The organism is Kitasatospora sp. NPDC001132, assembly GCF_053598415.1.
This window is the reverse complement of the sequence record NZ_JBSFKF010000020.1, coordinates 1-20,742: the sequence shown is the minus strand read 5'-3', so window position 1 is coordinate 20,742 and position 20,742 is coordinate 1. Positions and strand designations below refer to the sequence as shown.

Annotated in this window: 20 protein-coding genes and 2 pseudogenes; 12 read left to right on the top strand and 10 right to left on the bottom strand. The window is 73.8% G+C overall.

The features are described 5' to 3' along the window. Positions 1–14: 14 nt before the first annotated feature. On the bottom strand, positions 15–914 hold the full coding sequence (locus ACWDBE_RS24500; protein WP_449790117.1) for a carbohydrate ABC transporter permease: 900 nt from the start codon (positions 912–914) through the stop codon (positions 15–17). Further along, positions 911–1,849, bottom strand: a complete 939-nt coding sequence (locus tag ACWDBE_RS24495) for a carbohydrate ABC transporter permease (protein WP_449809046.1) — start codon at positions 1,847–1,849, stop codon at positions 911–913. Before ACWDBE_RS24495 ends, ACWDBE_RS24500 begins: the two co-directional genes overlap by 4 nt. Positions 1,850–2,087: 238 nt before the next feature. On the opposite strand from ACWDBE_RS24495, the gene ACWDBE_RS24490 reads away from it, so the two are divergent. After that, entirely contained in the window at positions 2,088–2,774 is a 687-nt protein-coding gene (locus ACWDBE_RS24490; protein WP_449790115.1) for an SMI1/KNR4 family protein, read from the top strand. 43 nt (positions 2,775–2,817) lie between these two features. On the opposite strand, the gene ACWDBE_RS24485 is transcribed toward ACWDBE_RS24490, so the two are convergent. The 3 genes from ACWDBE_RS24485 to ACWDBE_RS24475 form a co-directional block, all read right to left on the bottom strand. Further along, complete coding sequence (locus tag ACWDBE_RS24485; protein WP_449790114.1) at positions 2,818–3,579, bottom strand: SDR family NAD(P)-dependent oxidoreductase; 762 nt, start codon at positions 3,577–3,579, stop codon at positions 2,818–2,820. Next, a complete protein-coding gene (locus ACWDBE_RS24480; RefSeq protein ID WP_449809045.1) occupies positions 3,576–5,030 on the bottom strand; it encodes an MFS transporter in 1,455 nt (484 codons plus the stop codon). Before ACWDBE_RS24480 ends, ACWDBE_RS24485 begins: the two co-directional genes overlap by 4 nt. A 78-nt stretch (positions 5,031–5,108) precedes the next feature. Next, the gene (locus tag ACWDBE_RS24475; protein ID WP_402413939.1) at positions 5,109–5,687 is read right to left on the bottom strand and encodes a TetR/AcrR family transcriptional regulator; all 579 of its coding nucleotides are present in this window, start codon (positions 5,685–5,687) and stop codon (positions 5,109–5,111) included. A gap of 150 nt (positions 5,688–5,837) precedes the next feature. Here ACWDBE_RS24475 and ACWDBE_RS24470 point away from each other — a divergent pair, with 150 nt between their 5' ends. Continuing rightward, positions 5,838–6,314, top strand: a complete 477-nt coding sequence (locus ACWDBE_RS24470) for a DoxX family protein (protein ID WP_449809044.1) — start codon at positions 5,838–5,840, stop codon at positions 6,312–6,314. A gap of 65 nt (positions 6,315–6,379) precedes the next feature. On the opposite strand, the gene ACWDBE_RS24465 is transcribed toward ACWDBE_RS24470, so the two are convergent. Together ACWDBE_RS24465 and ACWDBE_RS24460 are read right to left on the bottom strand one after the other, a co-directional pair. Continuing rightward, positions 6,380–6,691 (bottom strand): MTH1187 family thiamine-binding protein, encoded by a 312-nt coding sequence (locus tag ACWDBE_RS24465; RefSeq protein ID WP_449790110.1) that lies wholly within the window; start codon positions 6,689–6,691, stop codon positions 6,380–6,382. A gap of 93 nt (positions 6,692–6,784) precedes the next feature. Then, complete coding sequence (locus tag ACWDBE_RS24460; protein WP_449809108.1) at positions 6,785–8,266, bottom strand: SulP family inorganic anion transporter; 1,482 nt, start codon at positions 8,264–8,266, stop codon at positions 6,785–6,787. A gap of 686 nt (positions 8,267–8,952) precedes the next feature. Here ACWDBE_RS24460 and ACWDBE_RS24455 point away from each other — a divergent pair. Next, a pseudogene (locus ACWDBE_RS24455) lies at positions 8,953–9,195 on the top strand (glyoxylate carboligase); the annotation flags it as partial. 190 nt (positions 9,196–9,385) lie between these two features. Beyond that, positions 9,386–9,874, top strand: a complete 489-nt coding sequence (locus ACWDBE_RS24450) for a glutathione peroxidase (protein WP_449809043.1) — start codon at positions 9,386–9,388, stop codon at positions 9,872–9,874. A 37-nt stretch (positions 9,875–9,911) separates the two neighbouring features. Here ACWDBE_RS24450 and ACWDBE_RS24445 read toward each other — a convergent pair whose 3' ends face one another. After that, the gene (locus tag ACWDBE_RS24445; protein ID WP_402413929.1) at positions 9,912–10,832 is read right to left on the bottom strand and encodes a LysR family transcriptional regulator; all 921 of its coding nucleotides are present in this window, start codon (positions 10,830–10,832) and stop codon (positions 9,912–9,914) included. Positions 10,833–10,927: 95 nt separating this feature from the next. Here ACWDBE_RS24445 and ACWDBE_RS24440 point away from each other — a divergent pair, with 95 nt between their 5' ends. The 6 genes from ACWDBE_RS24440 to ACWDBE_RS24415 all read left to right on the top strand — a co-directional run bounded on the left by ACWDBE_RS24440 (position 10,928) and on the right by ACWDBE_RS24415 (position 16,140). Further along, complete coding sequence (locus ACWDBE_RS24440) at positions 10,928–11,632, top strand: succinate dehydrogenase cytochrome b subunit (protein WP_449809042.1); 705 nt, start codon at positions 10,928–10,930, stop codon at positions 11,630–11,632. 11 nt (positions 11,633–11,643) lie between these two features. Next, entirely contained in the window at positions 11,644–13,587 is a 1,944-nt protein-coding gene (locus ACWDBE_RS24435; protein WP_449809107.1) for a fumarate reductase/succinate dehydrogenase flavoprotein subunit, read from the top strand. Next, positions 13,584–14,321, top strand: a complete 738-nt coding sequence (locus ACWDBE_RS24430) for a succinate dehydrogenase/fumarate reductase iron-sulfur subunit (RefSeq protein ID WP_392871609.1) — start codon at positions 13,584–13,586, stop codon at positions 14,319–14,321. The genes ACWDBE_RS24435 and ACWDBE_RS24430 overlap by 4 nt, the downstream gene beginning before the upstream one ends. A gap of 339 nt (positions 14,322–14,660) precedes the next feature. Next, complete coding sequence (locus tag ACWDBE_RS24425; protein WP_449790107.1) at positions 14,661–14,966, top strand: hypothetical protein; 306 nt, start codon at positions 14,661–14,663, stop codon at positions 14,964–14,966. Between the two features lie 134 nt (positions 14,967–15,100). Then, positions 15,101–15,775: a DUF6232 family protein gene (locus ACWDBE_RS24420; RefSeq protein ID WP_449809041.1), complete on the top strand. Its 675-nt coding sequence runs from the start codon at positions 15,101–15,103 to the stop codon at positions 15,773–15,775. After that, positions 15,772–16,140 carry a hypothetical protein gene (locus ACWDBE_RS24415; RefSeq protein ID WP_449809040.1) on the top strand — a complete coding sequence of 123 codons (369 nt, stop codon included), beginning with the start codon at positions 15,772–15,774 and terminating at the stop codon, positions 16,138–16,140. Before ACWDBE_RS24420 ends, ACWDBE_RS24415 begins: the two co-directional genes overlap by 4 nt. A 66-nt stretch (positions 16,141–16,206) precedes the next feature. Here ACWDBE_RS24415 and ACWDBE_RS24410 read toward each other — a convergent pair whose 3' ends face one another. Beyond that, positions 16,207–17,142 carry a DUF2797 domain-containing protein gene (locus ACWDBE_RS24410; RefSeq protein WP_449809039.1) on the bottom strand — a complete coding sequence of 312 codons (936 nt, stop codon included), beginning with the start codon at positions 17,140–17,142 and terminating at the stop codon, positions 16,207–16,209. An 81-nt stretch (positions 17,143–17,223) separates the two neighbouring features. Beyond that, positions 17,224–17,976, bottom strand: coding sequence for a hypothetical protein (locus ACWDBE_RS24405; protein ID WP_449809038.1), 753 nt, complete (start codon positions 17,974–17,976; stop codon positions 17,224–17,226). A gap of 290 nt (positions 17,977–18,266) precedes the next feature. Here ACWDBE_RS24405 and ACWDBE_RS24400 point away from each other — a divergent pair, with 290 nt between their 5' ends. Both ACWDBE_RS24400 and ACWDBE_RS24395 read left to right on the top strand, forming a co-directional pair. After that, positions 18,267–20,396 carry a restriction endonuclease gene (locus tag ACWDBE_RS24400; protein WP_449809037.1) on the top strand — a complete coding sequence of 710 codons (2,130 nt, stop codon included), beginning with the start codon at positions 18,267–18,269 and terminating at the stop codon, positions 20,394–20,396. Positions 20,397–20,590: 194 nt separating this feature from the next. Next, positions 20,591–20,742: pseudogene (locus tag ACWDBE_RS24395) on the top strand (ABC transporter ATP-binding protein); the annotation flags it as partial.

Genomic DNA, 20,742 nt, shown 5'->3' with positions numbered 1-20,742 from the left:
GGACGGGAAGCGGGTCAGCGGACGGCGCCCGCGGTCAGGCCGCGGACGATGAAGCGCTGGCCGAAGACCACCAGGGCGAGGGTGGGCAGCAGGGAGAGCACGACGCCGGCCAGGATCAGCCCGGGGTCGGCCATCTCGGAGTCGCGCAGCGAGGTCAGACCGATCTGGAGGGTCTGCATGTTCGCCGTGCGGGTGATGATCAGCGGCCAGAAGTACTGGTTCCAGGCCGACAGGAAGACGTAGATCGACAGCGCCGCGAGGGCCGGCTTGTTGAGCGGGACGACGATCCGCCACAGGAAGCGCCAGTGGCCGGCCCCGTCGATCCGGGCCGCGTCCCGCAGCTCGCCGGGCAGCTGCCGGAAGGCCTGGCGCAGCATGAAGGTGCCGAAGCCGGAGGCCAGGAAGGGCAGCACCAGGCCGAAGTAGGTGTTGCCGAGCCCCCAGCCGGACAGCGTCAGGTAGTTGGGGATGATGATGGCCTCCCAGGGGACCATCAGCGTGGCCAGGAACACCCCGAACACCACGGCCCGCGCCTTCATCGGCAGGAAGACGAAGGCGTACGCGGCGAGGATCGAGGTGAACAGCTGGGCGAGGGTGATGACCGTCGCCACGATCGCCGAGTTGGCGTACTGGCGGGCCAGCGGGATGGCCTCCACGGCGCCGGAGAAGTTCCGGCCGGTGACCGAGTGCGGCACCAGGGCCGGCGGGTAGGAGGAGAGTTCGGACGGGCCCATGAAGGCGCCGGCGATCGCGTAGTAGACCGGGAAGGCCACGGTGACGACGGCGACGGCGAGCAGCAGGTAGACGGCGGCACGGCCGAGCAGGTCGCGCGGGGAGCGCCCGGCGAGGGCGCGGGCGCGCGGGCGGGGCGCCTCGGCCGCCGTCTTCTCGGCCTCGGTGGTCAGGGTGGTCACGCGTAGTGCACCTTCCGCTCCAGGACGCCGAACTGGACGGCCGTGCAGGCGAGGACGACCACGAGCAGCACCACGGCCTGGGCACTCGCGGTGCCGAAGTCGCTGGAGCCGTAGGCGAAGGCCTTCTCGTACACGGAGTAGACGAGGGTCCGGGTGGAGCCGTCCGGCCCGCCCTTGGTGAGGATGTGGATCTGGCCGAAGCTCTGGAGCGCGTGGACGGTGGAGACCACGGTCAGGAAGAACAGGTTCGGACCGAGCATCGGGATGGTGATCGAACGGGCCAGCCGCAGACCGGAGGCGCCGTCGATGCGGGCCGCCTCGACGACCTCGCCCGGGATCGACCCGATGCCCGCGGAGAGCACCAGCACGTTGTAGCCGAGGTTCATCCACACCGTGGTGACGGCCACCGAGAACAGCGCGTAGCGGGAGTCGGTCAGCCAGCCGACCGGGCCGAGGCCGACGTGCGAGAGCAGGCCGTTGAGCACCCCGCTGGCGGGGTTGAAGAACACCGCGAACACCACCGAGGCACTGGCCACCGAGAACGCGAAGGGCAGTGCGAAGGCCGAGCGCAGCAGCCGCACGCCGCGGATCCGGTTCTCCAGGAGCAGGACCAGCGCCAGCGCGCCGAGCACCCCGGGAACCACGGTGATCAGCGTGAACAGCGCCGTGGTCGTCAGGGTGCGGCCGAAGTCGGCCGAGGCGAACAGGTCGGTGTAGTGCTTCGTCCCCACGTAGCGCGAGGGCGCGCCGAAGAGGTCGTTGGCGTGCCCGCTGAGGTAGACGGTCCGCCCCAGCGGGTAGCCGATGAAGAGGACGAAGACCACCAGGGACGGCAGCAGGAAGGCCCAGGCGAGCCCGTGTTCGCCCCAGCGTCCTCCCCGGTGCGCTCGTGGGCGGCGGCCCGGGAGGGCCGCGGTGTGCGGTGCGGTCGGCATCTTTCGCGCGTCCGCCTTTCGTGATGTCGGTTCAGGCCGAAACCGTGTCTTGCCCGAACGACGGCCCGGAAACCTCGTGGTGATCAACGGGTGTCACCGGGATTACGCGTTCGCGTCAGATCCGGCCGGTCGTGCGCGGACGGGCGGCGGACGGGCGGCAGACGGGCGGCGGAGCGCCAGTTGGGCGGGCGGTCCGGCGGTTCACCGCGCTGTCGGAGGGGTGGCGTACGGTGCGCGGGTGGACGAAACGGAATTCGACATCCCGGCTGCAATGGCCGAAAGTGTGCGCTCCCGCGCGGGTGCCTGGGAACTCGTCAAGGGCTTCGCCGCGTACTGGGGCGAGCCGCTGGGCCCGGACGACGGCTTCACGGACGCGGAGTTGGACGCCGCCGAGCTGCGCCTCGGCCTGCGGCTGCCGGCGGCGCTGCGCGAGGCGTACCGGTTGTTCGGCCGCCGGGCGGACCTGACCAGCAGCCAGGACGTGCTGCTGACCCCGACGGAGCTGTACGTGCTGGACGGCGCGCTGGTGTACCGGGCGGAGAACCAGGGCTGCGCGTACTGGGGCGTGCTGCTGGACGACCTCGACCGGGAGGACCCACCGACGGTGGGCCGGCTCGACCTGGCGGACAAGTCGCAGGAGCGGTGGGAGCCCTGGGAGGAGCGCTTCTCGACGGCGGCCGCGGCGATGGCGCTGACGGAGAAGCTGCTGGAGGACCACGAGCTGACCGACGTCCTCGACCTGGAGGACGAACTGCCGGTCGGTATGCGGGAGTTGCCCGCGCTTGGCCGCAACTTCCGCTGGTACCAGGGGCCGGAGGCGCTGATCGGGGTGGCCGAGGGGGCCTGGGCGGCGGCCCGGGCACGCACCCCGCAGGCGCTGGAGGCGCTCTACGAGGCGGTGCCCGGGAAGTGGCTGGGCGAGTGAGCCCTGCGGCGATCGCGGCGGCGATCGCCGCGGAGCAACCCGGTCAGGCGGAGGAGCCGCCGTCCAGCACCAGGTCGCTGCCGACGGTGTAACCCGCCTCCGGCGAGGCCAGGTACAGCACTGCGGCGGCCACCTCCTCGGTCGCGCCGGCCCGGCCGACCGGGACCTCGGCCCTCATCCGCTCGGCCTTGGCCCCGGCGCCCTCGCCCGGCCGGGAGGACATCGGGGTGTCCACCGCGCCGGGGCTGACGGTGTTGATCCGCACGCCCTCGGCGATGTGGTCGAGGGCGGCGGCCCTGGTCAGCACGGTGACCGCGGCCTTGCTGGCGGCGTAGGCGCCGACGCCCGCGAGCCGCCGGTGAATACCCAGGTTGGACGAGACGTTGACGATCGCGCCGCCGCCGTGGGCCCGCATGTGGGCGATCTGCGCCTGCATGGCGAGCAGGGTGCCGGTGACGTTGGTGCCGATCACCCGCTGCCACTCGGCCTCGTCGATCTCGGCGACCGGGCCGGCCGCACCGAACACTCCGGCGTTGTTGACGGCGACGTCCAGGCCGCCGAACAGCTCGACGGTCTCCCGGACCAGCCGGGCGGCGTCCTGGGAGTCGGTCACGTCGCCCGTGAGCGCGACCGCCTTGCCGCCGGCCCGCTCGATCAGCTCGACGGTCTCGGTGAGCGGCCCGGCGGTGCGGCCTGCGACCGCCACCCGGGCGCCCTCGCCCGCGAAGGCGAGCGCGATGGCCCGGCCGATGCCGCTGCCGGCGCCGGTGACCAGGACGGACTTGTCAGCGAAACGCGTGGTCATGGGGTGAACTCCTCGATGTGGTTGGCGCGTTCGGTTGTGCTGGGGATGGTGGTCGGATCGGGGACTGTGGTCCCGTTGGGCATGGTGGTCCGGTCGGGGACGGCGCTGCGGGGCAGGGCGGCGACCGCGACGGCGGTGAGCGCCAGCCCCGCCGCGGCCGCCGCGAAGGCCGCGGCGTAGCCGCCGACGACGCTCGGGCGGGTGGCGGCGAGCGCCATCAGGGCGGCCAACCCCGCGGTGGGGCCGAGTTCCATGGCCGTGTTGAACACCCCTGCGGCCAGCCCGGTGCGCTCGGGCGGCACCCCGCCGGTGGCGAGCACGGCCGCACCGGCGAAGGCCGCGGCGGCGCCGGCGGGCAGCAGGAGCAGTCCGGGCAGCAGGCCGGGGGCGTATCCGCTGTCGGGGGCGAGCCCGGCGAGCAGGCCGAGTCCGGCGGCCGCCACGGCGAGGCCGCCGGCGGTGACCGCCACCGGCCCGTACCGGACGGTCAGCGGGCCCGCCAGCCGGCCGGAGAGCAGCAGGACCGCCGCGTACGGCAGGAAGGCGGCGGAGGTGGCCGCGGCGCTCCAGCCGCGCAGCTGCTGGAGGTAGAGCGAGAGCAGGACGAAGGTGAGCGCGGTGCCGGCGGCGGTGGCCATGACGGCGGCGAGTGCGGTGGCGCGGCGCCGGTCGGCGAGGAAGCCGGGCGGAAGCAGCGGATCGGCGGTGCGGCGCTCGGCGGCGGCGAAGGCGATCAGCAGGGCGAGCCCGGCGGCCAGCGGGCCGTACGTCCCGGGGCTGTGCCAGCCGTGCTCGGTGGAGCCGACCAGGGCGTGACTCGCCGCGCAGACACCGGCGGTGGCGAGGACCGCCCCGCGCAGGTCCAGTGCGGGGCGGGTGCCGGCGGGCGCGGGGGCGGGCAGGGCGGCGGAGCGGGCGAGGCCGACCAGGGCGACGAGTACGGGCACCGCGAACAGCCAGCGCCAGGAGACGGCGGCGGCGACCGCGCCCGAGACCACGCTGCCGGCGGTGGCGCCGAGCACCGACAGGCCTCCCCAGGTGGCCATCGCCCGGCGGTAGGCGGCCGGTTCGGGATGCAGCACCCGGACCCCCGCGACGGCGGCCGGGGCGGCCAGGGCGGCGCCCGCGCCCTGCACGAAGCGGCTCGCCAGCAGAACTGGGTAGCCGGGCGCGAGGGCGCAGGCGATCGAGGCGGCGGCGAGCAGCGCCAGGCCCGCGCGGAGCACCGGGCGCCCGCCGTGCCGGTCCGCCAGTCTTCCGCCGAGCAACAACAGGGAGCTGAAGGACAGCCCGTAGGCGGCGCTGAGCAGCAGCACTCCGGACGAACCGAGCCCGAACTCCCGTGCCACCAGCGGTAGTGGCACGGTCAGGATCGTGATGGTGAAGATCAGCACCGCCTGGACGGCGCCGAGCAACGCGAAGCCGTACCGGCCGGTAGTGATGGCGGCCATGTAAAACCCTCCCCCCTATATAGACCATTCGGTTCAGAATGAGCACAGCAGAAGACGCCGGTCCACGTCGGCCGGCCGTCAGTCCAGCAGTGCCAGCGCCTGCTCGGCGGCGGCCCGCGCCCGGGCCCCGCCGTCGGCGGTCTTGCCCACCACCCGGATGCCCTGGAGCAGCACCACCAGCATCCGGGCGAGCGCCCGGGGCTCCCGCCCGGCGGGCAGTTCACCCTGCGCCTCGGCCCGCACCAGGGCCGCGGTGAGCAGCGTCTCCAGGCGGTCCAGGCTCGCCTCCACCCGGCGGGACGCGTCCGGGTCGTGCGGGGCCAGCTCGACCGCCGTGTTGGTGACGAAGCAGCCGCGCCGCCTCTCCCCCTCGCCCACCTCGGCGTACTGGCGGACCAGCGCCCTGACCGCGGGCAGCGCCGGGCCGGGCTGGGAGAGTTCGAGCATCCGCGCCGAGTCGCTCTGCTCGCAGTAGCGCTCCAGCGCCCGCAGGTACAGCTCTCGCTTGCTGCCGAAGGTCGCGTAGACGCTGGCCCGGGCGATGCCGAGCCGTTCGACCAGATCGGCCATCGAGGTCGCCTCGTAGCCGCGCTGCCAGAACAGCTCCAGAGCCGCCTGCAGCGCCGCGTCCGGGTCGAATTCCTTCGTTCGCGCCATGCCGGGAACGGTAGTCCTTTCCGGATCGATCGGTCAAGAAAGCCAACTATTGGTCCAGACCTGATCTCTGACGGAGCATTGCCAAGTGGACTAGACCATAGCTACCCTACCGATCCCATCCACCTCCTACCCCCACAGGAGGCGCTTCGCATGCCCGCACACCGTCCCACCCACACCCGGCAGGCCGTCGACGCCGCCGGACCCGCCGTGCTGACGGCGTTCCGGATCGTCGTCGGCCTGTTGTTCATCTGCCGCGGCGCGTCCTCGCTGTTCGGCGTGCTCGGCGGCGCCAAGGGCGGCGGCGGCACCGTCCCGCTCGGCCAGTGGCCCGGCTGGTGGGCCGCGCTGATCCAGCTGGTCGGCGGCGCCCTGGTGCTGCTCGGCGCCGGCACCAGGGTGGCCGCCCTGCTCTGCTCCGGCTCGATGGCGTACGCCTACTTCACCGTCCACCAGGAGCACGCCCTGGTGCCCCTGCAGAACGGGGGCGAACTCGCGGTGATGTTCTGCTGGGCCTTCCTGGCCATCGCGGTGCTCGGCTCCGGCCCGTACGCCCTGGACCGCCTGCTCACCCGCCGACCCCGAGCCGCGTCGGCCGAACCGGCGGCCCGGCCGACGTCGACGGTCTGACCCACGTCAACGGCCCGGCCGACGTCAACGGTCAGACCGACCCGCCGGGCTGACCGGCTCCGACGTCACCGACCCGAGGGGTCGCCCGCGGCCAGGTGGCGCTCCACCGAGGCGACCTTGGCGGTGAGGCCGTCGGTGACCCCGGCCCGGTCGTCGATCTTGATGACCGTGCTGACCCGGTTGCTGTGGGTCTTCACCGCCTCGATCGCCGCCTTGATCACCGGCATCACCTCGTCCCACTCCCCCTCGATGCTGGTGAACATCGCGTCCGTGCGGTTCGGGAGTCCGCTCTCCCGGACCACCCGGACGGCGGCGGCCACCGCCTCCCCCACGTCCTCGCCGATCCCCAGCGGGGTCACCGAAAAGGCTACGATCACGGCTCTGCGCTCCTTGCGTGTCGACGGCACTGGTCGCCGGTTCGGGTCCGCCCGAACCAGCGACCAGGCTAGAACCAGCGACCAGGCCAGACGTCAGGCCACGGACGGCAGCGGCGGTTCGACCGCCAGCGGCGCGCTGGAGCGGGCGCGGTGCTGGGCCGCCCAGGAGACCAGGGCCACCGTGCAGGCGTGGTCCAGATGGCGCAGCCCGGACCAGTCCAGTTCCACCGGCCGGTCCCCCGGAAGCCGTTCCAGGGTGTCCAGCAGCCGGGGCAGCCGCAGGAAGGTGGCGTTGCCGCTCAGCCGCACCCGGTGCACCGGCGCTCCGCTCTCCCCCTCCTGCTCCTCCACCGTGATCTGCAGGTGCGAGGTCTGCCAGGCGGACTTGGCCACTGCCAGGCCGACGCCGATCAGCACCCCGTCGAACAGGTCGGTGACGATGATCGCCGCCGCCGTCACCACCAGCACCAGCGCCTCGCCCAGGTGGCCGCGGCAGAGCGCGACGATCCGGCGCAGCGGCACCAGCTTGGCGCCGGCGTGCACCAGGACGGCGGCCAGCGCGGTGAGCGGGACGAGCCCGAGCGCGCCGGGCAGCAGCGCGGTGAACAGCAGCAGCCAGCCGCCGTGCAGCACCCGGGAGGCCTTGCTCCGGGCGCCGGCCTGGACGTTGGTCGCGCTGCGCACGATCACCGCGGTCATCGGCAGCGCGCCGAGCAGCCCGCAGACGGTGTTGCCGACGCCCTGGGCGGTGAGTTCGCGGTCGTAGTCGGTGCGCGGGCCGTGGTGCATCCGGTCGACGGCGGCGGCGCTGAACAGCGTCTCGGCGGAGGCGATCAGGGTGAGGGCGACGATCGTGCCGAGCCCGGCGGTGCCCGCCAGGGCGGTCAGCGCGTCGCGGTCGGGCAGGTGCACCACGTCGAGCAGTCCGGCCACCCGGACCCGGGCCACCGGCAGGTCGGCGGCCGCGGTGACGGCGGCGGCCAGCCCGACGGCGGCCAGCGGGGCGGGCACGGCGCGGGCGGCGCGTTCCGGCAGGTACTTCCACCCGACCAGGACCAGCAGGGTGCCGAGGCCCAGGGCGACGGCGCAGGGGTTGGCCGTGGCGGTCAGCACGTCGCCCAGCAGCGCGGGCAGTCCGGCGATCTTCTCCGGCCCGGTGGCGGGGGCGCGGCGGTCGGCGAGCGCGTACAGCTGGCCGAACACCAGGGTCAGTCCGATGCCGGCCAGCATGCCGTGCACCACCGAGGCGGACATCGCGCGGAACCAGCGGCCGAGCCGCAGGGCGCCCATCGCCAGTTGGAGCAGGCCGGTGCCGAGGACCAGGAGGCCGAGCGCGCCGGTGCCGAAGCGCTGGACGGCGTCGGCGACCAGGACGGTCAGCCCGGCCGCGGGCCCGCTGACCTGGAGGCTGCTGCCGGGCAGCAGGCCGGCCACCAGGCCGCCGACGATCCCGGTGACCAGCCCGAGTTCGGCCGGGACGCCGGAGGCGACGGCCACGCCGACGCAGAGCGGGAGGGCGACCAGGAACACCACCAGCGAGGCGGGCAGGTCATGGCGCCAGGGGACGGCGCGCAACAGGGCGGCCGGGGTGCGGGGCCGGCCCGGCGGGCCGTGCTTGCGGAGGCGGCCCGGCGGGCTGTCGCTCCGGTGGGGCGGCGGGTTCACCCGGTCACCGCCAGGGACCGGGCAGGGGTGCAGCAGCACATGGGGGTGTTCCTTCCGCGCACCCGACGCAGCGGGCGCGCCGTTGCAAGGGCGGGGAGCAGGATGGCGGGGAAGGGCGGCGAGAGCGGTACGGCCGCGGGTTCGGGCGGGACCGGAGCGCGGCGGCGGGTGTCGGGTCGGTGCGGCCAGGGGGTGCGTCCCTCGCTCGGGTGCGGCGGACCGGGCACGCTGGTCCTGGACGGGGCCGCCGGCGGAGTTCCCCCGCTCCGCGGCGCTCCCGAACCCCCTTGCCGCGGCCTCAGTTGGACGTCACGGGCCCGGCGTGCCACCGACGGTACCCAGCACGGCGGGGCGGGCCCACCGACGCCACCGCCTCTTCACCACCACTGCACACCGGCTGCGCTTTCCGGCGCGGAGCGTCCGGTTCCCTGGGTACACCTGCGCGACCGCCGTGCTGGCGTACGAATCCCCGCCCTCGGAGCAGCCGTCCGGGCTGCCACATCCTGTTGAAGTCCCCTTGAGGCCGCATCTTCGTCCACGTCGACGTCGAGCCCACCCAGCTCGGCCGGATCTTCGCCCCCGACCTCGGGATCGCCGTCGCCGAGGGCCTGGGCTGCAGGGCGATCCGGGTCACCGAGCCGGAGGGCCTGCTGCCCGCCTTCCTGGAGGCCGGGAGACTGGCCGCCGAGTTCCGCGTCCCGGTCGTGGTCGAGGTGATCCTGGAGCGGGTCACCGACATCCCGATGGCCGCCGCCGACATCGACGAGGTCCACGAGTCCGAGGAGCCGGCCACCCTCCCGGAGCACGCCCCGACGGCGATCAGGCCCCTGGCGCGCTGAGCCCCCCGAACGCGTGCGCTCCGAGCGGTCGCGCGCCCGGCGTGCGGGGGGCGTGCGGAGCGGCTCGTCCGCCTCCACGCCCCCGCACGCCCGGAACACCGGCACGCCGACCGCGGTTGACCAGGTCGCGGGCCGCTACCGTGGCCCCGGAAGAGGCCCGGCCCGACGACCCTCCGAAAGGACCACCCCCGTGAGCCTGTACGACATCCCGCTGCGCACCCTCGACGGCGCGGCCACCTCGCTGGCCGACCACAAGGGCAAGGCGCTGCTGATCGTCAACGTCGCCTCCCAGTGCGGCCTGACGCCGCAGTACACCGGCCTGGAGAACCTCCAGAAGCGCTACGCCGGGCGCGGGTTCACCGTGCTGGGCTTCCCGTGCAACCAGTTCGCCGGGCAGGAGCCGGGAAGCGCCGAGGAGATCCAGGCCTTCTGCTCCACCACCTACGGCGTGACCTTCCCGCTGTTCGAGAAGATCGACGTCAACGGGGAGGAGCGGCACCCGCTCTACGCCGAGCTGACCACGGTCGCCGACGCCGAGGGCCAGGCCGGGGACGTCTCCTGGAACTTCGAGAAGTTCCTGATCTCCCCGGACGGCACCGTGGTGGCGCGGCTGCGCCCGCCCGTGGAGCCGGAGTCGGCGGAGCTGACCGCCGCGATCGAGGCCGTGCTGCCGGCCTGAGGCCGCTCCTGACGGAGGCCCGCACCCCGGGCCTCCGTCACAGCAACAGCCTTGTGCCCGGCGGCAGTTCGCCGTCCCTGGCGGCGTCCCGCAGATGTGCCAGGAAGGTCTCCCGCAGCGCCTCGGCCGCGCGGGTCGGCGGCACCTCGTGGCCGTGCGCCACGGCGATGGTGCGGCCCAGGCCCGGCCCGGCGAACGCCGTCACCGCGAGGCCCGAGCGGGCGGCCACCATTCCCGGGACGACGGCGGGCCCGATCCCGGCCCGGACGAAGCCCAGCACCGCGTCCATCTCGCCGCCCTCCACCGCGAACTCCGGCTCGAACCCGGCCGCCCGGCAGGCCGCCAGGGTCGCCTCGCGGACGTCGTAGCCCTCCCGGAACATCACCAGCGGCCGGCCCCTCAGCTCCGCCACCCGGACCTTCCCGCGGGCCCGCCGCTCGGCCGCGACCAGCACCAGCTCCTCGTGCAGCAGTTCGGTGACCGCCAGTGCGGGCTCCTGCTCCCCGCTCGGCCGGGTGATGATCAGCGCGAGGTCCAGCTCCCCCGCCGCCAGCCAGCCGACCAGGTCCCGCGAGCCGCCCTCGCGCACCACCAGCGTCACCCCCGGGTAGCGGTCCCGGAAGAGCCTCAGCACGTCCGGCACCAGGCTGGTGCACAGACTCGGCGGCGCGCCCAGCCGGACCCGGCCCCGGCGCAGCTGCACCGTCTCCTGCACGGCCAGCCGGGCGCTCTCGGTGTCCGCGAGGATGCGCCTGGCCAGCGGCAGCAGGGCGTCCCCGGCGTCCGTCAGCGCGATGTTGCCCCGGGTGCGGTGGAACAGCTCGGCCCCCAACTCCCGCTCCAGGGAACGGATCTGTTGCGAGAGTGACGGCTGGGCGACATGCGCCGCCTCGGCGGCCCGGGTGAAGTGCCGGGTCTCGGCGACGGCCAGGAAGTAGCGGAGTTGCTGGAGCTGCACAGGGCCAGGATAGGCCGCATCGATAGTCCATGCCTATCGTCACGAGCCGCATCATGTCTTGGACGCACCGAAGCGCCGTCCCTACCGTTGCAGCCATGACAACCGCGACTCGGACGGCCCGGCATCCGTCCACCCTGGCGATCCTGTGGCGGTCGACCGTCGGCAAGAAGGCGGTCATGGCCGTCACCGGCCTGGCGATGCTGCTGTACCTGGTCGCGCACATGCTGGGGAACCTCAAGGTGTTCTTCGGCCCGGACGACATCAACGGCTACGCGGCCTGGCTGCGCACCATCGGGCAGCCCTTCCTCGGCCACGAGTGGTTCCTGTGGCTGGCCCGGGCGGGCCTGCTCGCCGCCGTGGTGCTGCACGGCGTCTCCGCGTACCAGCTCAGCCGCCGCGACCTCGCGGCCCGCCCGAGCAAGTACGTGCACCAGCGCCGCCGGGCGAGCTACGCCACCAGGACCATGCGCTGGGGCGGGGTGATCCTGGCGCTGTTCGTCGTCTGGCACATCCTCGACCTCACCACGCTGACCGTGAACCCGGCCGCCGAGCACGGCCACCCGTACCAGAACATCGTGGCCTCCTTCGGCCGCTGGTACGTGGACGTGTTCTACGTCGTCGCGATGCTGGCCGTCGGCCTGCACATCCGGCACGGGTTCTGGAGCGCCGCGCAGACCCTCGGTGCCAACAACGCCCGCCGCGACCGGGCGCTCAAGCTGATCGCGAACGGCCTGGCGCTGGTGCTGACGGCCGGCTTCCTGTCCGTTCCCGTGGCCGTGATGACCCGAGTCGTGAAGTGAGCAGTGGTGACGTGAGCTACCTGGACTACACCCTCGGCGAGCCGGTCGCCGACACCAAGGCCCCCGCCGGGCCGATCGAACAGCGCTGGGACCAGCGGCGGTTCGACGCCAAGCTGGTCAACCCAGCCAACCGGCGCAAGCACACCGTGATCGTGGTCGGCACCGGCCTGGCCGGCGGCGCGGCCGGCGCCACCCTGGCCGAACAGGGCTACCACGTCGTGCAGTTCTGCTTCCAGGACTCCCCCAGGCGGGCCCACTCGATCGCCGCCCAGGGCGGCATCAACGCGGCCAAGAACTACCGCAACGACGGCGACTCGATCCGCCGGCTGTTCTACGACACCGTCAAGGGCGGCGACTTCCGCGCCCGCGAGTCCAACGTGCACCGGCTGGCCCAGGTGTCGGTGGAGATCATCGACCAGTGCGTGGCCCAGGGCGTGCCCTTCGCCCGCGAGTACGGCGGCCTGCTGGACACCCGCTCCTTCGGCGGCGTCCAGGTCTCCCGCACCTTCTACGCCCGCGGCCAGACCGGCCAGCAGCTGCTGCTCGGCGCCTACCAGGCGCTCTCCCGGCAGATCGCCGCCGGAAACGTGGAGCTGCACCCGCGCACCGAGATGCTCGACCTCCTGGTGGTCGACGGCCGGGCCCGCGGCATCGTCGCCCGCGACCTCGTCACCGGCGAGATCCGCTCCCACACCGCGGACGCCGTGGTGCTCGCCAGCGGCGGCTACGGCAACGTCTTCTACCTCTCCACCAACGCCAAGAACTCCAACGCCACCGCGATCTGGCGGGCGCACCGGCGCGGCGCGTACTTCGCCAACCCGTGCTTCACCCAGATCCACCCGACCTGCATCCCGCGCTCGGGCGACCACCAGTCCAAGCTCACCCTGATGAGCGAGTCGCTGCGCAACGACGGCCGGATCTGGGTGCCCAAGGCGAAGGGCGACAACCGGCCGCCCGGGCAGATCCCGGAGGAGGAGAGGGACTACTACCTGGAGCGGATCTACCCCTCCTTCGGCAACCTGGTGCCGCGCGACATCGCCTCCCGGGCCGCCAAGAACGTCTGCGACGAGGGCCGCGGCGTGGGCCCCGGCGGCCAGGGCGTCTACCTGGACTTCGCCGACGCGATCCGCCGGATGGGCCGGGAGGCCGTCGAGGCCAGGTACGGCAACCTCTTCGAGATGTACGAGCGGATCACCGCCGAGGACCCGTACCGGGTGCCGATGCGGATCTACCCGGCGATCCACTACACGATGGGCGGCCTCTGGGTCGACTACGACCTGCAGACCACCGTGCCGGGCCTGTTCGCCATCGGGGAGGCCAACTTCTCCGACCACGGCGCCAACCGGCTCGGGGCCAGCGCCCTGATGCAGGGCCTGGCCGACGGCTACTTCGTGCTGCCGCCCACCATCAACGACTACCTGGCCCGCCACCCGCTGCCGGCCGTGCCCGCCGACCACCCGGTGCTCGCCGAGGTGGAGGCCGAGGTCGAGGACCGGCTCAACCTGATCCTCGCGGTGGACGGCGACCGCACCCCGGACTCCTTCCACCGCGAACTCGGTGAACTGCTCTGGGACGAGTGCGGGATGGCCCGCGACGAGGCCGGGCTGCGGCGGGCGCTGGAGCGGATCCCGCGGCTGCGCGAGGAGTTCTGGCGCCGGATCAAGGTGCCCGGCACCGGGCAGGAGCTCAACCAGTCGCTGGAGAAGGCCAACCGGCTGGTCGACTACTTCGAGCTGGCCGAGCTGATGTGCCTGGACGCGCTGCACCGCGCCGAGTCCTGCGGCGGCCACTTCCGCATCGAGAGCCAGACCCCCGACGGCGAGGCCGCCCGCCGCGACGAGGAGTTCTCCTACGCCGCCGCCTGGGAGTTCACCGGCACCGGCGAGCCACCCGTCCTCCACCGCGAGGACCTCGAGTTCGAGCACGTCCACCCCACCCAGCGGAGCTACGCATGAACCTCACCCTGCGCATCTGGCGCCAGGCGGGCCCGGACGCACCCGGCTCGATGACCACCTACCAGGTCAGCGGGATCAGCCCGGACATGTCCTTCCTGGAGATGCTGGACACCCTCAACGAGGAGCTGATCACCCGCGGCGACCAGCCCGTCGCCTTCGACCACGACTGCCGCGAGGGCATCTGCGGCGCCTGCGGCATGGTCATCAACGGCCAGGCGCACGGCCCCGAGCGCACCACCACCTGCCAGCTGCACATGCGGCACTTCCAGGACGGCGACACCATCGACGTCGAGCCCTGGCGGGCGGCGGCCTTCCCGGTGGTCAAGGACCTGGTGGTGGACCGCTCGGCCTTCGACCGGATCATCGGCTCCGGCGGGTACATCACCGCCCCCACCGGCAGCGCGCCCGAGGCGCACGCCACGCCCGTCCCCAAGGAGGTCGCCGACACGGCCTTCGAGCACGCCGAGTGCATCGGCTGCGGCGCCTGCGTGGCGGCCTGCCCGAACGGCTCGGCGATGCTCTTCACCTCCGCCAAGGTGGTGCACCTCAACGTGCTGCCGCAGGGCGCCCCGGAGCGGGCCGCCCGGGTGCGGAACATGGTCTCGGCCATGGACGCCGAGGGCTTCGGCGGCTGCACCAACACCGGTGAGTGCGCCACCGCCTGCCCCAAGGGCATCCCGCTGCCCAGCATCGCGGCGATGAACCGGGAGTTCCTGCGGGCCGCCCGCGGCTGACGGCTCCCCCCGTACGGTCGGCCCCTCGCGTTCGGTGCTCGTCGCGGGGGGCCGGCGCCTGCCCCCGCGGCCCGTCCCGCCGGGCCCGGCGTTACCCGTACGGGTGGCGGACCGTTCGGACCGTGCTTCCCGGCGGGGAATCGCGCTACGGTAGTCCTCCGCCAAGGAAGGACGGCATATGCCCGAGGTTCAGTCCTGTTCCGGTTGCGGCGGGTCCGGGGGGACCCAGAAGACCGAGGCAACGGTCGAACTGGACGAGGAAGGAAGCATGGTGCCCAGCGTCCACACCTTCTGGTCGCCCTGCGGTCGGTGCCACGGATCCGGGACGGTGATCGTCGGATGAGGTTCATCTTCGAGTGCGTCGAGTGCGGTGGGCACTACCTGCCGCCCGAGGAGATGGTGTACCCGGACGGGCCGGCCTCGCCGGTCTGGTGCGCCGACTGCCAGAGCGCCAAGCGCGCGGCCGGCGTCCGGGAGGACCCGCTGCTCGCACGGGTCGCGCTGGCGGCCGCACGGGCCGCCCTGGCCGGGCGGGCCGCCGAGCCGGCCGAGCAGCCGGCCCGCTTCGACGTCCGCCCGTCCCGGCCGCCGCTGTCCCGCCGGGCCCGGTCCGGCCCCGGCGTGGTGCGCGGCAAGCTGGGCTGACCGACGGCTTCCGGCAGGCCGGGCGCCTTCGCCGACGGTCCGTCATGTGCCGCTTGTGACAAATGACTTGTGCCGCCACCGAGCGTGCTGGTTAATGGTCGTCCCGCACATGGCGAGCCTTGGGGGAAACGTCCATGCAGCCGACCGATCCACCCGATCCGAGCCAAGTCGGCCAGACCGGCTTCACCCCGCTCGGCCCACTGCCGCCGTCGGCACCTCCGCCGCCGGTCGCGCCCACCGTACCGCCGCCGGTCTCCACCCCCAAGTCCGTCACCCGGGTGGCCGTGACCAGGCGCATCCTCTGGGTCGGCGCCGCGGCGTACCCGCTCGCGATGATCGCCCGGGTCACCACCACCGTCCTGGTGCCGGAGAAGGCGGGCGCGGTCATGCGGCTCCTGCGGGTGATCGGGATCATGACCGTGGCCACGCTGATCGTCAGCCTGCTCGCCTCCCTGGACAACAACAACCGCTCGTACGGCGGGTCCAGCGGCTTCGCCGCGGGCCCGTTCGTGGTGGTGGCGGTGATCATCGTGGTGGTGTACTTCTTCACCGTCACCCTGCCCCGGCTGGTCCAGCCGCGCCTGTACGCGCTGTCCGTGGACACGGCGGGGACGCCGACCGCGCTGCTGGCCTGGGAGTCACCCGGGCCCGCGCAGCAGCTGCAGGCCACCATCACGCAGGCGATCGAGAACCCGCAGATCGAGTTCCAGCAGTTCGTCAACACCGTCAACATCGACCGGCGGCACTACCAGTCCGGCGACCACGTCAACATCTACGGCGGCCACGGCATCACGGGAGTCAGCAAGTGAGCGACAACGGCAACGGCTCGCACGTCCACGGGGACCAGGTCAACATCCACGGCGGGACCAACGTCGTCGGCATCCAGCACAACAACGGGCCGGTCGGCGACCAGTCGCTGCCGCCGGCGGTCGCGGCGCTGTTCTCCCGGCTCGCCGACGCCGTCACCGAGCTGGCCCGCGACGGCCGGCTCCACGAGGCGGACCGGCAGAGCCTCGCCGATACCCTGCCGGTGCTGAACAGCCCCGCCGCCGAGGAGCCGGGCCACCGGCGCAACACCCTCCTGCTGCTGGCCGGCGTGGCCCAGCGCCTCGGCGAGGCCGCCGCGCCGGCCCTGGGCCTGGCGAACCAGCTCCTCGCCCTGATCAGCGGCTGACCGCCCGTCCGGCGCCCGGCGGTCCCGAGCGCCGGACCGACCGCCCTCGCGGGGGTGGCGGAGGCCTCAGAAGAGCGCCTCCTGGGTGTCCGGCTCCGGTGGGCGCAGGCGCTCGTGGAGGGTCAGGCCGGCGGAGCCGCGGCCGGTGACGGGGCTGAGCGTCCAGCCGGTGAGCAGCCGGGTGTCCAGCAGCAGCGGGCCGGAGCCGTCCGCCTGGTCGAGGAAGAGGTGCCGGCCCACCGGCGGCCGGAGCCGGCCCGCGACGACGGCGCCGTCGGCCAGGGCGGCGATCTCCCGGTACGCCTGCGGGGCGCCACCGGCCAGGCCGTAGCGCTCGACGTGGTCGACCACCGGGCGGTCTGCGAGCAGCTCCAGGGCGTGGCCGTCCAGCAGCCGGTGGGCCCGGGCCCGGGCCTCGGTGAGCACCGTGCGGCGGTGCGGGGCGTCGCCGTGCGACCACCAGTGCTCGGTCTTGAGCCGGGACTTGAACCGTTCGCGGGCCAGGCCCGAGGCGGCGACGGTGAGTTCGGCGCGCCGGATCGACGGCAGGGCGCCGCGGGCGGTGAACGCGTAGGCCAGGGCGCCCTGTTCGAGCAGTCGGCTGTCGCCGCGCTGCTCGGCGGTCAGGCCGACCTTGAGCAGGCCCTCGCCGAACCAGGCGAGGTAGAGCAGGTAGGTGCGGCCGTCGTCGAGGATCTGGTCCCGAGCGAGAGCGAGGCCGCGGTCCACGCTCTGGCAGGCCGGGCACTGCGTGGCGCCGCCGTCGGGATCGATCAGCGCGTGGTGCGGGCAGGGCGTGCGCTCCGCCGCCCCGGCCAGCCAGGCCCCGACGCAGCGGCGCGGGCCGCCCAGCAGCCAACCCACCTCCGCCCCGGGTGCCACGGCGCGCTCGTGCACCCGGCCGCCGCGCGCGGCCCCGAGCACGGCACGGCCGTCCCGCCAGCTCAGGCCGGTGGAGACCCAGCCTTCGGGGCGGCCCCGGTGCTGCGGTGCGATCGTCACGGGTACCCCCTCCTTCTCGAAGCTGCGAGGGTACCCGTTGGCACCGACAGCGGAGGCCGGACCGCCCTCCGGACTCGTGCGTCAGGAGCACATCCGGGCGGCCACCTGGGCGTTCGAGCCGGCCTCGAGGCTCACCGCGGTGACCTTGACCACCCAGTAGCAGGCGGAGATCGAGGGCGGCGTGAAGGTGGCCCGGTAGCCATGGGCGTCCCCGTACCCCGGATAGGCGGCGCCGACGTCGGGCCGGGCCTGGTCGGCCGGGAAGGGCCCGAAGGTGTTTCCCTGGTAGGAGATGTACACCTGGGTGGAGGCCGCCGAGTCAGGGTCCAGCGCCCAGCCCGTCGCGGTGACGGAGCCGTCCTTCGTCGTGAACGTGTCCAGCTTGCCGATCGGGTCGTGACCCACCAAGAGCGAGGAGCAGCCCAGGAAGGCGTCGGCCCCGGAGCCGATGTTGAGCGCGGTCGCGCAGACCGTGCCCGTCGCGGTGGGGACGGGCACGACACCGGTGAACGCGTCGCTTCGCCCGTCCGGCCCTCCGGGCCTGTCGGCCGACAGGTAGCCGACGGGCACGCCGCCGACGCTGATCCGGACCGTGACCGACCCGCCGTCGACGTCTTGGGCCCAGCCGGAGACCGAGAGGCCCCCGGGCACCCGGGCCACCGAGAGCAGCGCCCCGGTCGGGTCGTTGCCCTCACCGACGACGTCGCACCGGCCCGACGGAGTCGGCCCGGTGCACACCGACTGCGCCTGCGCGGGCATCGCGGCGGGCACCACGGCCGCGGCCGCGAACGCCAGACCGGCGGCAAGACCGCGAAGAGTTCTGCCTGACTTCATGGTTGTCGTCCCCCTTGCTCGGTTGCTGTGCGAGCAGCTTCCCAAGCGTCGATAAGTGACGATTCAACAGTTGATAAATGAACTACATGCCAGTCGTGCAACGGGTGACGGGCAGTCAGGAGCCCGCGGAGTCCGCAGGTCACCGGCGCTTGGCCCGGCGGGGTGTTCACGTTCTATTGTGGCGGGCGCGGTCGGCGGCGGGGCCAGGAGGCGGTGCCGCGGCGGCCGCCCGATGGTCGGCGCGAGGCGAATGGGGTGGACGGACGGTGTCGGGGCGGCGGAGCAGCGGGGTGCTGGCGATCTGGGCGGAGGCGCAGCGACAGCAGCAGCGCCGGGAGGAGGCCCGGTGGCGCGCCGAGGCGGCGGAGCAGCGCCGCCGGGAGCGGGAGCAGCGCGAGACGCAGCGGGCGGCGGCCCGCGACGAGCGCGAGGCGCAACGCGCCTACCAGCAGTCGCGGGAGGCGGAGGCGGCCCGGCGGACGGCCGAACTGGACGCCCGGGTGCAGGAGTTGAGGGGGCTGCTGGCCGCCGGCCTGGCCGCGCCGGCGTTCGGCCCGCAGGCCCTGCTGGCGCCGCGGGCGGTGCCGGCCTTCGACCCGGGGCCGCTGGGCGATCCTGTGCCGATGCCGGACCAGTCCTCGCCCCGCTACTTCGTGCCGCCGCCGGACCCGGTCCAGGCCCGCAACCGTGGTGTGCGGCAGCAGTACGAGCAGTACCTGGCCCAGGCCCGGGCCAGGTTCGAGCAGGACTGGTACGCCGCGCAGGCCCGGGAGACCGACCGGCAGCACCGGCTGGCCGCGTACCACCGGGAGTACCTGGCCTGGGTCGAGCAGTCCCGCCGGCAGCAGGAGGAACTGGCCGCCCGGACCGAGGAGTTGCTGCGTCGGCTGCGGGCGGGTGAGCCGGAGGCGGTGCAGGAGTACTTCACGGCCGGCCTGTACGCCTCGGCGGCCTGGCCTGAGGGCTTCCCGCACCGGCTGGTGGCGGCGTTCGACGCCGGGGGCCGCCAGCTGGTGGTGGACTGGGAGCTTCCCGGGCCGGACGTGGTGCCGGCCGCCGGCCGGGTGCGGTACGTGAAGTCGGACGACCGCGAGGCCGAGGTGGCCCGCCCGGCGACGGAGCGCAAGGCGCTGTACCGGGAGGTGCTGGCGCAGTCGGCGCTGCGGGTGGCGGCGGAGCTGTTCCGGGCGGACCGGGACGGCCTGTTGGACTCGGTGGTGGTGAACGGTTTCGTCCTCGGCATCGACCCGGCCACCGGTCGGGAGGCGGAGCGCTTCCTCTCCACCCTGACCGCCACCCGGGCCGGCTTCGCGGGCCTGGCGCTGGACCGGGTGGCCCCGGTGGAGTGCTTCCAGGGCCTGGGCGGCCGGCTGTCGGCGCGCCCGGAGCGGCTGGACGAGGTCCGGCCGGACCGCCGGCCGGAGTCGGTCGGCGGGAGCCTGGCGGGGCACGGCGGCGAGGACGAGCCGGACCTGTTCGAGATGGATCCACTGGAGTTCGAGGACCTGATCGCCGAGTTGTTCCGGCTGCGCGGCTTCAAGGTGATGACCACGGCCCGCAGCGGCGACGTCGGGGTGGACGTGGTGGCCGAGGACCTGGACCCGGTGACCGGCGGCAAGATCGTGATCCAGGCCAAGCGCTACAAGAAGACCGTTCCGCCGACGGCGGTGCGCGACCTGGAGTCCACCGTCCGCCACCACGGCGCGAACAAGGGCATCCTGGTCACCACCGCGGGCTTCGGCCGCGGCTCGTACAGCTACATCGAGGGCAAGCCGCTGACCCTGGTGAGCGGCCCGGAGCTGGTGGTGCTGCTCGCCGAGCAGGGCCTGCGCGGCCGGCTCGGTGGCGGCGCCGCCACCGCCGACGCCACCGCCACCGCCACCGGCGACAAACCCGCGGAGGCCGGCGAGACCGCCCTCACGGTGAGCTGGCAGAGCCGGACGGCCGGCGGGGACGCGGTGGAGCTGGACGTCACCGCCTTCCTGTGCGCCGGGGGCCGGGTGCTGAGCGACGAGCACTTCGTGTTCTTCAACAGCCCGCAGGACCCGGACGGCGCCGTCCGGCTGCATCCGACCCACTCGGTGCCGGGCGAGCCGACCCGGGCGGCCCGGCTGGCGCTGGACCTGCACCGGCTGCCGGCGACCGTGGAGGAGGTGGTGGTCGCCGTGTCCACCGAGGAGGAGGAGCATCCCGCGCTGCCGCTCGGCTACGTGCACGGGCTGGCCCTCGCCGCCGCGTACGGGCCGGGCGCGGGCGGTCCGGACGCCTGGGCGGGGCCGACCGGCGGGGTGCCGGACAGCGCGATGCTGCTCGGGGTGTTCCGCCGGGGCGCCGGCGGCTGGGAGTTCAGCCCGTCCGGGCGGGCGGTGACGAACGGCCTGGCCGGGCTGGCGGCGGCCTTCGGGGTGGCGGTCGAGTAGGCGGGCCGCACCGGACCGGCCCCGCAGGGCCCTTGGTCCTCAGGGTCCGGGTCATACCTGAGGAGGACAAGGGCCCCCGCCACCCCGCCGGGTCGGCGGGGGCCGACCACCGCGCGGCATGACACATCGCGTTCGAACAGCTTGGGATGATGTTACGGAGTTAAACATTCCGTTCACCCGTTCCAGGAGTCCTCGTGACCTTCCCCGCAACCGCCGTCCACACCGGCCGGGCGGCCGCCCGCGCCGCCAGCCTGAACAAGGTCTACGGGGAGGGGGAGACCCGCGTCGTCGCCCTCGACAACGTCAGCGTCGTCTTCCCCCAGGGCGAGTTCACCGCGATCATGGG

Coding starts and splice junctions, on each gene's coding strand:
- ACWDBE_RS24420 (WP_449809041.1), top strand. CDS start 15,101: ATGCAGCCGACCGATCCACCCGATCCGAGCCAAGTCGGCCAGACCGGC.
- ACWDBE_RS24480 (WP_449809045.1), bottom strand. CDS start 5,030: ATGGCCGCCATCACTACCGGCCGGTACGGCTTCGCGTTGCTCGGCGCC.
- ACWDBE_RS24405 (WP_449809038.1), bottom strand. CDS start 17,976: ATGAAGTCAGGCAGAACTCTTCGCGGTCTTGCCGCCGGTCTGGCGTTC.
- ACWDBE_RS24485 (WP_449790114.1), bottom strand. CDS start 3,579: ATGACCACGCGTTTCGCTGACAAGTCCGTCCTGGTCACCGGCGCCGGC.
- ACWDBE_RS24425 (WP_449790107.1), top strand. CDS start 14,661: ATGAGGTTCATCTTCGAGTGCGTCGAGTGCGGTGGGCACTACCTGCCG.
- ACWDBE_RS24475 (WP_402413939.1), bottom strand. CDS start 5,687: ATGGCGCGAACGAAGGAATTCGACCCGGACGCGGCGCTGCAGGCGGCT.
- ACWDBE_RS24470 (WP_449809044.1), top strand. CDS start 5,838: ATGCCCGCACACCGTCCCACCCACACCCGGCAGGCCGTCGACGCCGCC.
- ACWDBE_RS24440 (WP_449809042.1), top strand. CDS start 10,928: ATGACAACCGCGACTCGGACGGCCCGGCATCCGTCCACCCTGGCGATC.
- ACWDBE_RS24430 (WP_392871609.1), top strand. CDS start 13,584: ATGAACCTCACCCTGCGCATCTGGCGCCAGGCGGGCCCGGACGCACCC.
- ACWDBE_RS24495 (WP_449809046.1), bottom strand. CDS start 1,849: ATGCCGACCGCACCGCACACCGCGGCCCTCCCGGGCCGCCGCCCACGA.